General features: G+C 64.4%; 14 protein-coding genes. 5 read left to right on the forward strand and 9 right to left on the reverse strand.

Features of this window, described 5'->3' with window-relative positions:
• Positions 1-130: 130 nt before the first annotated feature.
• Positions 131-577 (reverse strand): nickel-responsive transcriptional regulator NikR, encoded by a 447-nt coding sequence (nikR, locus tag UP06_RS19210; RefSeq protein WP_045004784.1) that lies wholly within the window; start codon positions 575-577, stop codon positions 131-133.
• 145 nt (positions 578-722) lie between these two features.
• Positions 723-3,176, reverse strand: a complete 2,454-nt coding sequence (locus UP06_RS19215; protein WP_045004786.1) for a heavy metal translocating P-type ATPase — start codon at positions 3,174-3,176, stop codon at positions 723-725.
• Between the two features lie 50 nt (positions 3,177-3,226).
• Here UP06_RS19215 and UP06_RS19220 point away from each other — a divergent pair, with 50 nt between their 5' ends.
• The gene (locus UP06_RS19220) at positions 3,227-3,502 is read left to right on the forward strand and encodes a metal-sensitive transcriptional regulator (RefSeq protein ID WP_045004787.1); all 276 of its coding nucleotides are present in this window, start codon (positions 3,227-3,229) and stop codon (positions 3,500-3,502) included.
• Between the two features lie 184 nt (positions 3,503-3,686).
• On the opposite strand, the gene UP06_RS19225 is transcribed toward UP06_RS19220, so the two are convergent.
• Positions 3,687-4,670: a YiiX/YebB-like N1pC/P60 family cysteine hydrolase gene (locus UP06_RS19225; protein ID WP_045004788.1), complete on the reverse strand. Its 984-nt coding sequence runs from the start codon at positions 4,668-4,670 to the stop codon at positions 3,687-3,689.
• A 188-nt stretch (positions 4,671-4,858) separates the two neighbouring features.
• On the opposite strand from UP06_RS19225, the gene UP06_RS19230 reads away from it, so the two are divergent.
• Complete coding sequence (locus UP06_RS19230) at positions 4,859-6,247, forward strand: flavin monoamine oxidase family protein (RefSeq protein ID WP_045004790.1); 1,389 nt, start codon at positions 4,859-4,861, stop codon at positions 6,245-6,247.
• 146 nt (positions 6,248-6,393) lie between these two features.
• Here UP06_RS19230 and UP06_RS19235 read toward each other — a convergent pair whose 3' ends face one another.
• From UP06_RS19235 to pheS, 3 genes are read right to left on the reverse strand one after another with little or no spacing between them, the layout of a single operon-like run.
• Positions 6,394-7,164, reverse strand: a complete 771-nt coding sequence (locus UP06_RS19235) for a sulfite exporter TauE/SafE family protein (protein WP_045004792.1) — start codon at positions 7,162-7,164, stop codon at positions 6,394-6,396.
• A 6-nt stretch (positions 7,165-7,170) separates the two neighbouring features.
• Positions 7,171-9,579: a phenylalanine--tRNA ligase subunit beta gene (gene pheT / locus UP06_RS19240; RefSeq protein ID WP_045004793.1), complete on the reverse strand. Its 2,409-nt coding sequence runs from the start codon at positions 9,577-9,579 to the stop codon at positions 7,171-7,173.
• A complete protein-coding gene (gene pheS, locus UP06_RS19245; protein WP_045005028.1) occupies positions 9,576-10,658 on the reverse strand; it encodes a phenylalanine--tRNA ligase subunit alpha in 1,083 nt (360 codons plus the stop codon). The genes pheT and pheS overlap by 4 nt, the downstream gene beginning before the upstream one ends.
• Positions 10,659-10,807: 149 nt before the next feature.
• Between pheS and UP06_RS19250 the strand changes: the two genes are divergently transcribed.
• Positions 10,808-11,221 (forward strand): hypothetical protein, encoded by a 414-nt coding sequence (locus UP06_RS19250; RefSeq protein WP_045004795.1) that lies wholly within the window; start codon positions 10,808-10,810, stop codon positions 11,219-11,221.
• 5 nt (positions 11,222-11,226) lie between these two features.
• Here UP06_RS19250 and rplT read toward each other — a convergent pair whose 3' ends face one another.
• Positions 11,227-11,586: a 50S ribosomal protein L20 gene (gene rplT, locus UP06_RS19255; RefSeq protein WP_045004797.1), complete on the reverse strand. Its 360-nt coding sequence runs from the start codon at positions 11,584-11,586 to the stop codon at positions 11,227-11,229.
• 80 nt (positions 11,587-11,666) lie between these two features.
• Positions 11,667-11,867 (reverse strand): 50S ribosomal protein L35, encoded by a 201-nt coding sequence (rpmI, locus tag UP06_RS19260; RefSeq protein WP_008539890.1) that lies wholly within the window; start codon positions 11,865-11,867, stop codon positions 11,667-11,669.
• Positions 11,868-12,142: 275 nt separating this feature from the next.
• Between rpmI and UP06_RS19265 the strand changes: the two genes are divergently transcribed.
• Positions 12,143-12,541 (forward strand): hypothetical protein, encoded by a 399-nt coding sequence (locus tag UP06_RS19265; RefSeq protein WP_045004799.1) that lies wholly within the window; start codon positions 12,143-12,145, stop codon positions 12,539-12,541.
• A 63-nt stretch (positions 12,542-12,604) separates the two neighbouring features.
• Here the strand turns inward: UP06_RS19265 and infC are convergent, their stop codons facing one another.
• Positions 12,605-13,144, reverse strand: coding sequence for a translation initiation factor IF-3 (gene infC / locus UP06_RS19270; RefSeq protein WP_148743626.1), 540 nt, complete (start codon positions 13,142-13,144; stop codon positions 12,605-12,607).
• Between the two features lie 252 nt (positions 13,145-13,396).
• Between infC and UP06_RS19275 the strand changes: the two genes are divergently transcribed.
• Complete coding sequence (locus UP06_RS19275) at positions 13,397-14,185, forward strand: alpha/beta hydrolase (RefSeq protein ID WP_045004803.1); 789 nt, start codon at positions 13,397-13,399, stop codon at positions 14,183-14,185.
• Positions 14,186-14,315: the final 130 nt, after the last annotated feature.

Genomic DNA, 14,315 nt, shown 5'->3' on the forward strand with positions numbered 1-14,315 from the left:
GCAGGATCTCTCGTGTCCCGGACGCGACGCAGAGCCGGGACCCAGAAGCTTGCGTTAGCGGCGAGATGGACCCCGGCTCAGCAGCGCATCACTTCGTGCTGCGCTGCGTCCGGGGCACGAGAGTCCCAACCTACTCATGCGGATGCCCGTGTTTCCGCGCCTTCGCCTGCTTGCCGTCCCCAGTCGGGATCATCACCACGCGCCCATAACGCACGCCGCGTTCGGCGATGATGTGGTCGGCGAAATGCTTGACCTCGGAAGCGTCGCCCTTCAGCGCCGTCATCTCCATGCAATTGTTGTCGTCGAGATGGACGTGCAGCGTCGCCAGCGCGAGGTCGTGGTGGCCGTGGAATTCCTGCACCAGGCGCTTTGAGAGATCGCGGGCGGCGTGGTCGTAGACATAGACGAGTCCTGCGACGCAGGGGCCGGTCTGCGCGGTATCCTCGGTGCTCTGTTGCAGGCCGGCGCGCGCGAGGTCTCGGATGATCTCGGAACGGTTCTGGTAGCCGCGCGCTTCGGCCGCGGCATCGATCTCCGCCAGCAAATCGTCCTCGATCGTGATGGTGATGCGTTGCATCAGATACTCTCCGTGCGCCTCGCCTATGTCCGTTGAACCGTAGCCCGGATGGAGCGTAGCGCAATCCGGGGCGGTGCCGATACGTTAGCAGAACCCGGATTTCGCTGCGCTCCATCCGGGCTACGCAGATCTTATCTCGCTCTCCTCACAGCCGCGTCGCACGGAGCCGCAAGGCATTGCCGACCACGCTGACCGAGGACAGCGCCATCGCCGCCGCAGCAATGATCGGCGATAGCAGCACGCCAAAGGCCGGATAGAGGATGCCGGCGGCAATCGGAATCCCGGCGGCGTTGTAGATGAAGGCGAAGAACAAATTCTGGCGGATGTTGCTCATGGTCGCCTGCGACAGTTTTCGCGCCCGCACGATGCCCGTGAGATCGCCCTTGAGCAGGGTAATGCCGGCGCTCTCCATCGCCACGTCGGTGCCGGTGCCCATGGCGATGCCGACTTCGGCTGCCGCCAGCGCCGGCGCGTCGTTGACGCCGTCGCCGGCCATGGCGACGCTGCGGCCGGCCTTTTGCAGTTTTGTCACCACCGCGCTCTTCTGGTCCGGCAGCACCTCGGCTTCCACGTCGGCAATGCCGAGCCGGCGCGCCACCGCTTTCGCCGTGGTGCGATTATCTCCGGTCAACATGATCACCTTGATGCCCTCGGCGGCGAGCGCCTTCAGCGCCTCCGGGGTCGAGGCCTTGACCGGATCCGCGATGGCAAAGAGGCCGGCGAGTGCACCATCGATGGCCATATTGATGACGGTCGCGCCATCGCCGCGCAGGCGCTCGGCCTCGACGTCGAGTGCCTTGGTGTCGATGCCGATCGAGGCAAAATATTTTGCATTGCCGAGCACAATCGTTTTGCCATCGACCTTGCCGGTTGCGCCCTTGCCTGTCGGGGAATCGAACTGCTCGACCTGGCCGAGCGCGAGCTGTTTCTCTTTCGCCGCGCGCATGATGGCATCGGCCAAAGGATGCTCGCTGGCGCGCTCGACGCTGGCTGCGAGGCGAAGGATGTCGTCTTCCGCATGGCCGGCAACCGGAATGATCGCAACCACCTTGGGCTTGCCTTCGGTCAGCGTGCCCGTCTTGTCGACCACGAGCGTGTCGATCTTCTCCATCCGCTCCAGCGCTTCGGCGTTCTTGATCAGGACACCCGCTTGCGCGCCGCGGCCGACGCCGACCATGATCGACATCGGGGTCGCAAGTCCCAGCGCACAGGGGCAGGCGATGATCAGCACGCTGACGGCGGCGACGAGGCCGAACGCAAGCCGGGGCTCCGGTCCGAACCAGGCCCACGCAGCAAAGGCGATGATGGCAACGGCGATCACCGTTGGTACGAACCAGCCCGCGACCTGGTCGGCCAGCCGCTGGATCGGCGCGCGCGAGCGCTGCGCATCCGCGACCATCTGCACGATCTGCGACAGTAGCGTCTCGCGCCCGACCTTGTCGGCACGCATGATGAAGCTGCCGGACTGGTTCAGCGTGCCCGCGATTACCTCGGCACCGGGCTCCTTGGTGACCGGCATGGATTCGCCGGTGACGAGAGATTCGTCGAGCGAGGAGCGGCCTTCGAGAATGACGCCGTCGACCGGCACCTTCTCACCGGGACGAACGCGCAAGCGGTCGCCGGCGTGGAGGGAATCGATTTCGACCTCGTGCTCGCTGCCATCAGGCTCGACGCGGCGCGCCGTCTTTGGCGCGAGCTGCAACAGCGCCTTGATCGCGCCCGACGTCGCATCGCGGGCGCGCAGCTCCAGCACCTGGCCAAGCAGCACCAGCACGGTGATCACGGCGGCCGCTTCGAAATAGACCACGACCGCGCCTTCATGGCCGCGGAACGTGGCCGGAAAAATCTGCGGCGCGATGGTGCCGATCAGGCTGTAGACATAGGCGACGCCGGTGCCCATCGCGATCAGCGCGAACATGTTGAGGTTGCGGGTGACCAGCGACTGCCAGCCGCGGACGAAGAACGGCCAGCCGGCCCAGATCACCACGGGCGTTGCGAAAACGAGCTGGATCCAGTTCGACAGTGTCGGGTCGATCCAGTTGTGCGGACCGGCGAGATGGCCGCCCATCTCCAGCACCACCGCCGGCAGCGCCAGCGCGCCGCCGATCCAGAACCGCCGCGTCATGTCGGCGAGCTCCGGATTGGGTCCGGTCTCCAGGCTCGCGACCTCCGGCTCCAGCGCCATGCCGCAGATCGGGCAGCTGCCCGGTCCGATCTGCCGGATCTCCGGATGCATCGGGCAGGTGTAGATCGTGCCCGCGGGCATCTCCGGTTCGGGCGCCTCGTGCTCTTCGTTTTTCTTGGCGAGATATTTTGCGGGATCGGCGGCGAATTTGGTGCGGCAGCCGGCGGAGCAGAAATGGAACGTCTCGCCGTGATGCTCAAAGCGATGCTTTGAGGTCGCGGGATCGACCGTCATGCCGCAGACGGGGTCGAGGACCTTTGCTGCGGCATCGCTATGCTGATGCGCGTGATTGCCGTGTCCACCGCAGCATGACGAAGCTGCCGGCTTCGCAGCGGCCGGCGCGGCCTTGGCGGAACAGCCGCATCCCGAATGAGCGTCCGCCTCGTGATGATGCCCGTGTTCGGCGTCGTTCATTCCCGTGCTCCGGCCTTGCAACTTATACCCTAGGGGGGTATATAGACGGCATGCGTAAGGACATCAAGGCATCCGTCGGAAAAAGGCTCGGCCGGATCGAGGGGCAGGTTCGCGGCCTCTCGAAAATGGTCGAGGACGACCGCTACTGCATCGATATCGTCACGCAGATCTCGGCGGTGCGTGCCGCACTGCGCCGGGTCGAGGAAGAGGTTTTGAAGGACCACGTCGCCCATTGCGTCGAGCACGCTATCGCCAGCGGCGACAAGGCGGATCAGCGCGAGAAGATCGCGGAGCTGATGGCGGTGATTGGGCGGGCGGAGCGGTAGGTTTTCCCTGTCGTCCCGGCGAAGGCCGGGACCCATAACCCCAGGGAGGAGTTTGGCGAAGATTCGCCGTTCGGGACTTCTACCGCCTGCAATCGATAAATCACGCGGTACGAGTCCCGGCCTTCGCCGGGACGGCACCGAATATGTTGGATGGCAGTCGCGTTAAGCTTCTTCCCGATTGGCGCTAAGCCGCCCTCTCGCGCGTCCGTCCCCGCTGCCTTGGCCGATACATCGCGATTGTCTTCAGCAGCAGAAAATGCTCCGAGATGGTGACGCGTTCGACCGTCTCTGCAGGCTGCGCGCTCACTTCTTCAGCTGAAACTTGAGCCGGCGCTTCTTCGTCAATCGCTTCAGGAATGAGCGGCGGCGCACTGATCGCTTCTGGAAACACCCCGAATGAGCCCGCTACCTCCTCGAGCGGCTTTTGCTTGTCGGCCCAGTGCAGAGCGGTGTAGTCGAAGCCGTGCACGATGGTGGGTTTGACGACTTCGAAATAGGGCGAGATGTCGAAGTCCCGGGGCATGTAGAGCGAGGAATCGCGGATGTGCAGGATCTCGCGGCGCGCGGCGCGGCTGCCGGCCTTGGTGATCTTCGGCAGGATCGGATAGCGCACGGCGTCGAAGGCCTGCGCGATCAGCGCCGAGCAGATGATCTTGGTCGGATCGCCCGAGCCGATCGCTATCATGCGCCGCCGCCAGCGCTGCGGTATCGGCAGCGGAAACAGGAAGCGCATGAGATCGACGATGTTCTTGGTGTCGTAGCCGAACCCGATGCGGTTGATCGCATAGCGGCAGACCGTGGTGCGGTCCTCGTAGGACAGCCCGACCGGACGGCAGACGCGGGTGTGATAGGGGAAATATTTCGACAGCGGCGCGGAGGTGACGCCTTCGCCGATATTGGCCTCGACCAGCACGTGCGGTTCGCCGTCAGGCTCGGCTGCGCCCTCGATCGCGCCGACATAGAGCGCGGCATGCGACCAGGTCGACTGCGTCAGATATTTGATGATGCCGGAGATGCGGTTGTTGCCCTCGACCAGCAGCACGTCGCCAGGCTCGATGACGCCGCGCAAATGCTCCGGGTCGCTCGGCGTGAACGGCTCGTAGCCCGGCACCTCCTTTGAGAGGTACGCGGCAATCAGCTTGCCGACTGAATCTAGGACCGTCCCCATGAACTCCACCCACGGCCTTTTCCGGCCGTCTTTTCTCTTCTCTATCATGGTCGGAACGTGTTGCAATTCGGTTCATCGCTCTGTGAGCTCAAGCACGATTGATTCACCATGATGGTTGCCGCGCAACATCAGATACGGCAAAGTTCGCGAGCTGTTCCCGTTTGCCGCAAGTCCCCGGAAACCATGACATGACAATCACGCGCCGCAGCTTCCTATCGGCGTCGGCGGGTTTTGCCGCAATGCCGGTCCTGCGCGCAACCGCCGCGACCTTGCCGCGCGAGGCTGACATTGTCGTGATCGGCGCGGGTGCGGCGGGAATTGCCGCGGCGCGGCGCGTGATGGCGGCCAACCGCAAGGTCGTGGTGGTGGAAGCGGCCTCCCAGATCGGCGGGCGCTGCATCACCGACAGCACGACCTTCGACGTGCCGTTCGATCGTGGTGCGCGCTGGATGCACAATCCCGACACCAACCCGATGATCCGGCTAGGGCGCAGCGTCGGGCTCGACGTCCTGCCGGCGCCATCTGGCCAGAAGATGCGCATCGGCCGCCGCAATGCACGCGCGGGCGAGACCGAGGAGTTTTTGGCGGCGCTGGTGCGTGCTAACCGTGCCATCGACGAGGCCTCGCGCGGCAAGCTCGATACATCCTGCGCGTCGGTGCTGCCGAAGGACCTTGGCGATTGGGCGGGCGCCGCCGAATTCGTGCTGGGCGCGAGCTTTGCCGGCAAGGATCTGAAGGAGCTGTCCGCGATCGACAAGGCGCGCGCGCAGGACCGCAATGCCGCGATCGCTTGCCGGCAGGGGCTGGGCACGCTGATCGCAAAACTCGGCGAGCAGGCGCCGGTCGCGCTCTCGACGCCAGCGAGCCGGATCGTCTGGAGCAATCGCGACGTTAGTGTGGAGACGCAATCTGGCAAGATCAGCGCGCGCGCCGCCATCATTACGGTCTCGACCAATGTGCTGACCTCGGGTGCGATCAAGTTCGCACCGGATATTCCCAAGCGCACGCTTGATGCCGCCTCAAAGCTCGGGCTCGGCAGCTATGATCACATCGTGCTGCAACTGCCGGGCAATCCGCTCGGCCTGTCGCGCGACGACATTCTCATCGAGCAGAGCAACTCGACGCGCACCGCGCTCATGTTCGCCAATATCGGCGGCTCCTCGTTGTGCTCGATCGATGTCGGCGGCGCATTCGGCCGTGATCTCTCGGAGCAGGGCGAGAAGGCGATGACGGCCTTCGCCAAGGAATGGATCTCAAAATTGTTCGGCAGCGAGGCGGCAGCTGCCGTGCAAAAGACCAGCGCAACGCGCTGGAACGCCTCGCCTTACGTCATGGGCGCGATGTCGGCGTCTTCACCCGGCGGCCAGCTCTCGCGAAAAGTTTTGACGGAGCCGATGGGCTGCATGTTCCTCGCGGGCGAAGCCACGCACGAGACGCTCTGGGGCACCGTCGACGGCGCCTGGGAAAGCGGCGAGCGCGCAGCGGATGCGGCGCTCCGCAAGATCGGCGCGTTGAAGGATGAACCGGCTGACGTGCCGACGCAGTCGATGAAGCGGCGGCGGACACGGCCGCAGTAAAGGAATTGATTGTCGTCCCGGCGAAGGCCGGGACCCATAACCACAAAACGTGGTTTGGCGAAGACTCGTAGTTCGGTACCTCTACCTGCCGCAACCGATAAATCACGCGGTATGGGTCCCGGCCTTCGCCGGGACGACGGAGGGAGCTATCGCAAAATCCCATCCAACACCGGCAGCCCCGCAATCACGGCTATCGCAATCAGTGCGTAGCAGATGCCGCGAAACACCGTTTCGCTGGCGCGGCCGAACAGCGATGCGCCGAAGGCAACGCCGATCGCGTAGACCGGGCCGACGATGAGCGAGAGCAGGAGCGACTCGCGCGAAATAAGCCCGGTGGCGGCGTAGCTGACCATCGAGAAGAAATCCGATGCGCCGAAGAACAGCAAGATGTTGGCGCGCGCGACGATCGACGCGATCGGGCGGCCGAGCCAATAGCCGACGATCGGCGGTCCGCCGGTTTGCGCCAGCCCACTGCAAAAACCCGACAAGCCGCCGATGCCGACCGAGAGCCAGGTGTGGTCCTTGCCGCGATAGCGCCAGCCCGACAGCAGCAGAAGCAGCAGCGCGGCGACGAAGCAGGAGATGATCCAGCGCGTGGTGACGGGGTCGAGCACGCTGAGGAAATAGGTGCCGACGGGCACGCCGGCCAGCGCGCCCAGCACGATCACGGCGGTGGCCTTGCGGTCTGCCTTCCGCCACGCATCGGGCAGCAGCGGCGCCGCCGCGAGGAAATCGATGACGAGCAGCAGCGCAGCGACAAGCCGGGGCCCGGCGATGCTGCTCGCCAGCGGCATGAAGATCAGCGCCGAGCCGAAGCCGGAGAAGCCGCGCGCGGTGCCCGAAACGAAAGCGATGGCGCAGAGCGCCATCGCGATGGTGAGGCTGACGTCCTTTGGGAGAAAGTCAGTGAGGGTCATGCTTTATTATGCCCGTAACGTACCGCCGGTCTTCTTCATCACCTCCGCCACGATCTTCGCGGCGACGGCCTCGATCTCCTGGTCGGTCAGCGTCTTCTCGCGCGGCTGGATCGTCACCGCGATCGCAATCGACTTCTTGCCGTCGTCGATGCCCTTGCCCTCGTAGACGTCAAACACGTTCACGCCGGTGATCAGCTTCTTGTCGACGCCTTGCGCGGCACGCGTGATATCGCCCGCCTTCACGGTCCGGTCGACGATGAAGGCGAAATCGCGCGACACAGGCTGGAACGCGGACAGCTCGATCGCCGGTTTTGCGCGAGTCGGCTTCTTCTTGGCCTCGGGGAGGCGGTCGAGGATCACCTCGAACACCATCAACGGGCCGCCGGCGCTGAGCGCCTCCAGCGCGCGCGGATGCATCTCGCCGAAATAGCCGAGCACGTTCTGCGGGCCGATCTGGATCGTGCCGGAGCGGCCCGGATGCAGCCAGCCGGGACCACCGGCGACGATCTGCAACGCCTGCATCGGCGCGCCGGCTGCAGCCAGCACAGCAAGCGCATCGGCCTTGGCGTCGAACACATCGGCCTGCGCCGAGCCCGACCAGTGCCGGCCCAGACCCTCGGACGACGCGAAGCCGCGGCGGACGCCGCTAGCGGCCATGAACTGATCCTGCGGGCGATCGCCCTTGAAGATCTGGCCGACCTCGAACAGCGCGACATCGCCAAAGCCGCGATCGGCATTGGCCTGCGCGGCTGCGACCAGGCCGGGCATCAAGCTCGGCCGCATATCCGAGAGATCCGCGGCGATCGGGTTGGCCACTTCGAGCGCGCGCTGGCCGCCGCCGAACAATTCGGCCGCAGCCTTTGTGATGAACGACCAGGTCACGGCTTCGATCATGCCGCGGGTCGCGAGCGCGCGCCTGGCGCGGCGGGTGCGAAGCTGGAGCGGCGTCAGCACCGGTTTGCGCGCGTCTTCGCCGCGCTCGAACGGCGTCATCGGCACCTTGTCGACACCGAAGATGCGGACGACTTCCTCGACGATGTCGGCCTTGCCGTGAACGTCGGTGCGCCACGACGGCACCGCGACCTTCACCACCGGACCCGGCCCCGCCATCATGAAGCCGAGATGGGACAGGATGCGCTTCATCTCGACCTGCGGCACCTCGATGCCAGACAGCCGCTTGACCTCGGTGACCGGGAAATCGATCACGCGGTCGTCGCCAAAAGCCTTGCCGACGACAATGTTCTCCGACGGCGTACCGCCGCACAGCTCCATCACGAGTTTGGTCGCGAGCTCAAGCCCCGGCACCATGAAGGCCGGATCGACGCCGCGCTCGAAGCGGTAGCGCGCGTCCGAATTGATGCCGAGCTTGCGGCCGGTCTGGGCGACGTTGATCTCGTTCCACAGCGCCGATTCGATCAGCACGTCGGTGGTGTTCTCATCGCAGCCCGAAGCTTCGCCACCCATGATGCCGGCGAGCGATTCGACGCCGTGCTCGTCGGCGATCACGCAGATGTTGGAGTCGAGATTGTAGGTGCGGCCGTCGAGCGCGAGCAGCGTCTCGCCGTTGCGGGCGCGGCGCACCACGAGATTGCCCTTGACCTTCTTGGCGTCGAACACGTGCAGTGGACGCGCGCGGTCGTAGGTCATGAAGTTGGTGATGTCGACCAACGCGTTGATCGGGCGCAGCCCGATCGCGGTCAGCCGCTTCTGCAGCCATTCCGGCGACGGGCCGTTCTTGACGCCGCGTACCAGCCGCAGCGCGAAGCCCGGACACAGTGCTGCGTCTTCGACCGTGACCTTCACCGGACAGGGGAATTCGCCCTTGATCGGTTTGATGGTCGGGTCCTTGAACTTGCCCATGTCGGCGGCGGCGAGGTCGCGCGCGATGCCGTGCACGCCGGTGCAGTCCTGCCGGTTCGGCGTGAGGTTGATCTCGATCACGGGATCGCCGAGCGCGGCCCATTCGGCGTAGCCCGCGCCGATCGGGGCGTCCGCCGGCAATTCCATGATGCCGTCATGGTCGTTGGAGATCTGCAATTCGGCGGCCGAGCACAGCATGCCGCGGCTCTCGACGCCGCGGATGGTGCCGACGCCCAGCGTGATGTCCTTGCCGGGAATGTAGGTGCCGGGCGGCGAGAACACGCTGACGAGCCCTGCACGCGCATTCGGCGCGCCGCACACGACCTGCACGGGCGCGGCACCGCCACCGGCGTCGACCATGCAAACGCGCAAGCGATCAGCATTCGGATGCTGCTCGGCCGAGATCACTTTCGCGATGGTGAACGGCTTCAGCGCCTTCGCCTTGTCCTCGATGTTCTCGACCTCGAGCCCGATCATGGTGAGCTTGTCAGCCAGCTTTTCCAGCGGCTCGTCGGTGTCGAGATGATCCTTCAGCCAGGAGAGGGTGAATTTCACGAGCTCAGCCCTCCCGCGAGAGTCGGCACTTCCAGCGGCTTGAAGCCGTAATGGGACAGCCAGCGGACGTCGCTGTCGAACATCTGACGCAGATCGGCGATGCCGTATTTCAGCATCGCGATGCGGTCGATGCCCATGCCCCAGGCAAAGCCCTGGTACTCGTCGGGATCGATGCCGCAGGCGCGCAGCACGTTCGGATGCACCATGCCGCAGCCGAGAATCTCGAGCCAGTCCTCGCCCTCGCCGAAGCGGATCTCGCCCTTGTCGCGGCGGCACTGGATGTCGACTTCCAGCGACGGCTCGGTGAACGGGAAGAACGAGGGCCGGAAGCGCATGTTGATGTGGTCGACCTCGAAGAACGCCTTGCAGAACTCGTGCAGGATCCATTTGAGGTGGCCGAGATGCGAGTGCTTGTCGATGACGAGGCCTTCGACCTGGTGGAATTGCGGCGTGTGGGTCGCGTCCGAATCGATGCGATAGGTGCGGCCCGGGCAGATCACGCGGATCGGCGGCTTCTGGCTCAACATGGTGCGCACCTGCACCGGCGAGGTGTGGGTGCGCAGCAGCATGCGTGAGCCGTCCTCCTTCGGGTGGAAGAAGAACGTGTCGTGCATCTCGCGCGCGGGATGGCCTTCCGGGAAGTTCAGCTTGGTGAAATTGTAGTCGTCGGTCTCGATATCAGGACCTTCGGCGACCGAGAAACCCATGTCGGCGAAGATCGTCGTCAGCTCGTCCCAGACCTGGCTCAGCGGATGGATGCGGCCGGCATCAGTCGGCGCATCGCGCAGCGGCAAGGTGACGTCGATGGTCTCCGATGCGAGCCGTGCATCGAGCGCGGCCGATTTCAGGAGGTCGCGCCGCGCGGCCAGCGCCTGCGTGACCTTGTCCTTGGCCAGATTGATTGCGGCGCCTTGCGTCTTGCGCTCGTCCGGCGACATCTTACCGAGCGTCGCGAGCAGCGCGGAGATCGAGCCCTTCTTGCCGAGCGAGGCGACGCGCACCGCTTCGAGCGCGGCTTCGTCGCCGGCGGCGGCGATCTGGTCGAGGATGGATGTTTCGAGCGTTGCGAGGTCGGACACGGTCAAATCCCTGCTGCTAAATTCGGCTGGGTTGTCGCCGCCCGAAGGCCGTAACGTCAAGCAAAAAGCCGGTCATTTCGGGCTCACGACCGGCTGGGTTGAACCTCGCGCGGAGGCCCGGCACCTAGGGAATACAAGGAGACTGCGCGATGCTCTCAAGATCATGTCTGACCGTTCTGGCCGTCGTTCTGTCGGTCGTCGGTACCCCGGCGCGCGCCATGGTTTGCATGGAGAAGTCCATGACGCTGGACGAGGTCGCCGACGCCATCAGCGCGCAGAAGGGCTGCAAAAGCGCGATGAAGCTGTTTCAGGATTGCGAATTGACCGCGAGCGGCGACGTCAAGCTCGGTGCCGCCGTCGAAAAGAAATGCGAGGCGGACTTCATGCCCGACCTCAATGCTGCGCAGAAACGGGCTTACCAACGCGAGATGCGCGTGTGCGATGGCAAGTACCGGAACAAGTCCGGCACCATGTATCTCTCGTTCACGGCATTCTGCCGGGCGGAGGTCGCCCAGCGTTACTCGCAACGCGCGCTGAAGGCTGCGGGCCAGAAGGCCCGCTAGTCTCCTTAGGCGGCCAGCGCAGCCTTGGCCTTCTCGGCAATCAGCTGGAACGACGCGGGCTCGTTGATCGCGAGATCCGACAGCACCTTGCGGTCCACGGTGATCCCGGACTTGGCCATGCCGTCGATAAATCGGCTGTAGGTCAGGCCGAACGGACGGACGGCGGCGTTGATGCGCTGGATCCAGAGCGCGCGGAACGTCCGCTTCTTGCGCTTGCGATCACGGAACGCGTACTGCAAGGCCTTATCGACGGCCGGCTTTGCGGTGCGGATGGTGTTCTTGCGGCGGCCGCGGAAACCCTTGGCGGCCTTGTAGACTTTCTTGTGCTTGGCGTGGGCGGTCACACCGCGTTTGACGCGAGCCATGACAAAGATCCTTCAGAGATGACTTGGTTTTCGGATTGCCGCGGGATGCGCGGCACGGTTGGCAATGATCGTGGACGCGATCAGGCGTTCGGCAAGAAGTACTTCTTGACGTTGTCGCCGTCGGTCTTGAACAGCACGCGGGTGCCGCGGAGCTGACGGATCTGCTTCTTCGTCCGCTTGATCATGCCGTGACGCTTGCCGCGCTGGGCGTGCATCACTTTGCCGGTGGCAGTCACCTTGAAGCGCTTTTTAGCGCCCGATTTGGTCTTCAGCTTGGGCATTTTGCTCTCCTCTGGCCATAACAGAATGCCGCCCGTGAAGGCGGCTGGCCGTCTAAAATGCTCGTTAGAGCGTTGATTGTGCTCAGGTTTTTACGAACTAGCGCAAAACCCGCACGGACACCGCCGCGGCAGCCCTTAAATCAGCCGGGCGATGAAGGCTGGGCTTATGGCAGAGCGAGAGCGAAATGGCAACGGTGAACCGCCGGAACGGGCTCACCGACTATTGGGGGTTGCCACCCCGATGTTCACGCTGTTTCGCCCGGAGCAGGACCAAAATGGCCCATTCTTCCCAATCGCTTTTGTCAGCTTTCGCTTCCCCGCGCCGCCTTGTGCTCTTCGCCACGCTTGCCGCGGCCGCCATCCCCTCGACCGCCGATGCCCGTGTCGGCGCCTATGACGGCGTCTGGAATGTCACTTTCGCCACCACCCGCGGCAATTGCAGCTCGGGCTACAGCGTCCCCTTCAGCGTGGCCGGCAGCCGGGTCTCGTCCGCCGGTGGCGGCCGGGTCTCGGGCTCGGTCAATCGCGGCGGTGCTGTCGCGGTCCAGGTTTCGGTCGGCGCGTCCCATGCCACCGGTGGCGGCCGGCTCGCCGGCGTCGTGGGAGCTGGTTCCTGGAGGGGCATCATCTCTGGCGACCAATGCAGCGGCACCTGGCAGGCAACGCGAACCTGAAACACAAACGGCCCGCCGGAGATCCGGACGGGCCGTTGAAATTTCGGCTGTACCGAGCTGGCGTCAGCGCGGCGCCAGCACCATGACGACCTGACGGCCCTCGAACCGGGCGTCCTGCTCGACCTTGGCGAGCTCGGCGACGTCGGTCTTGATCTTGTCCAGCAGCTTGGTGCCGATCTCCTGATGCGCCATTTCGCGGCCGCGATAGCGCAGGGTGATCTTGACCTTGTCGCCCTCTTCGAAGAACCGCAGCATCGCACGCATCTTCACGTCATAGTCGTGATCGTCGATCATCGGGCGGAGCTTGATCTCCTTGATCTCGACGGTCTTCTGGCGCTTGCGGGCTTCGGCGGCTTTCTTCTGGGCGGAATACTTGTACTTCCCGTAGTCCATGATCTTGCAGACGGGAGGGCTGACATTCGGCGAAATCTCGACCAGATCCATGCCAGCTTCCTGGGCCATGCGAATGGCAAGAACGGTCTCGACCGTGCCCTTGTTGTCGCCGGTCTGATCGATCAGCTGGATCTGCGCATTGCGGATATCATCATTGATGCGCGGCCCGTCTTTGGCGGCTGGGGCCGGGGCTCTATTGGGACGGCGAATGGGTGGTTCTCCAAAGTTGTGAAAGGAAGCGGCTATTTTGAAGGAAGAAGCGTTTGCCGGCAAGCAAGTCGCGTGTACGGGAAGCGAAAAACCCTCAAATGCGAGGCATTTTGGCCACGCCTATCGGCACGGTGCTCGACATAGACACCTTGCTCCGGTTCCGCAAGCGTCCCAAAAGGTCAGGGTTGATACCGGATTATGCCATCGGACCGGCCCGGACAGCTCAAACCGCACAGCCCGAGTAAATGTTCCATGACCAACGCGATTCCCGAAGCCGTGCTCGACTTCATCGAAATGGGCGAGGGCCCGTCGGTCCGCAAGATCGCGGTGCGCAGCCGCGCCGGGCAAGGGCCCGGCCTGGTCTGGCTCGGCGGCTTCAAGTCCGACATGCAGGGCGGCAAGGCGGTGGCGCTGGATGGCTGGGCCGCAGAGCATGGCCGTGCCGCGGTCCGGTTCGACTATTCCGGCCATGGCGAATCCAGCGGCGATTTCGCCGACGGAACAATCGGAATGTGGCTCGAGGATAGCGTCGCGGTGTTCGAGCGCTTCTGCACCGGTCCTCAAGTGCTGATCGGCTCGTCCATGGGCGGCTGGATGGCGCTGCTGCTCGCGCGCGAGATCAGGAAGCGTTCCGGTAAGGCATCGCTCGCGGGCCTGGTGCTGATTGCGCCGGCGCCAGACTTCACCGAAGAGCTGATGTGGAAGAAGTTTTCGCCCGAGGTGAAGAAAGAGATCGAGACCAAGGGTTTCTGGTTGCGGCCGTCCGAATATGGCGACGGCTCGCCCTATCCGATCACGCGGAACCTGATCGAGGAGGGGCGCAATCACCTCGTGCTCGGCAGCGCCATTGATCTCGGCTGTCCCGTCCGAATTCTCCAGGGCGCGCAGGATCCCGATGTGCCGTGGCAGCATGCGTTCGCGCTGACGCATCGTCTGCCGGCCGACGACGTCGTGCTCACCATGATCCAGGACGGCGATCACCGCCTGTCGCGCCCACAGGACATTGCGCGCATTCTTGCCGCGGTCGCGGAGATGGGGTGAAATGTTGCTCGGTGTCATTGCCCGCGAAAGCGGGCAATCCAGTATTCCAGAAGCCGTCGTGCTTTAACCGAGAAGCCGCGGCGTACTGGATGCCCCGCTTTCGCGGGGCATGACGAAGAGAGTGGGAGAG

This window comes from Bradyrhizobium sp. LTSP857 (assembly GCF_000938285.1).
In the GTDB taxonomy this organism is placed as follows: domain Bacteria; phylum Pseudomonadota; class Alphaproteobacteria; order Rhizobiales; family Xanthobacteraceae; genus Bradyrhizobium.

Excerpts from the sequence above, each read along its gene's own strand:
- UP06_RS19250 (WP_045004795.1), top strand. The coding sequence starts at position 10,808 with ATGCTCTCAAGATCATGTCTGACCGTTCTGGCCGTCGTTCTGTCGGTC.
- rplT (WP_045004797.1), bottom strand. The coding sequence starts at position 11,586 with ATGGCTCGCGTCAAACGCGGTGTGACCGCCCACGCCAAGCACAAGAAA.
- nikR (WP_045004784.1), bottom strand. The coding sequence starts at position 577 with ATGCAACGCATCACCATCACGATCGAGGACGATTTGCTGGCGGAGATC.
- UP06_RS19235 (WP_045004792.1), bottom strand. The coding sequence starts at position 7,164 with ATGACCCTCACTGACTTTCTCCCAAAGGACGTCAGCCTCACCATCGCG.
- UP06_RS19220 (WP_045004787.1), top strand. The coding sequence starts at position 3,227 with ATGCGTAAGGACATCAAGGCATCCGTCGGAAAAAGGCTCGGCCGGATC.
- UP06_RS19265 (WP_045004799.1), top strand. The coding sequence starts at position 12,143 with ATGGCCCATTCTTCCCAATCGCTTTTGTCAGCTTTCGCTTCCCCGCGC.
- rpmI (WP_008539890.1), bottom strand. The coding sequence starts at position 11,867 with ATGCCCAAGCTGAAGACCAAATCGGGCGCTAAAAAGCGCTTCAAGGTG.
- UP06_RS19230 (WP_045004790.1), top strand. The coding sequence starts at position 4,859 with ATGACAATCACGCGCCGCAGCTTCCTATCGGCGTCGGCGGGTTTTGCC.
- UP06_RS19225 (WP_045004788.1), bottom strand. The coding sequence starts at position 4,670 with ATGGGGACGGTCCTAGATTCAGTCGGCAAGCTGATTGCCGCGTACCTC.
- UP06_RS19215 (WP_045004786.1), bottom strand. The coding sequence starts at position 3,176 with ATGAACGACGCCGAACACGGGCATCATCACGAGGCGGACGCTCATTCG.
- UP06_RS19275 (WP_045004803.1), top strand. The coding sequence starts at position 13,397 with ATGACCAACGCGATTCCCGAAGCCGTGCTCGACTTCATCGAAATGGGC.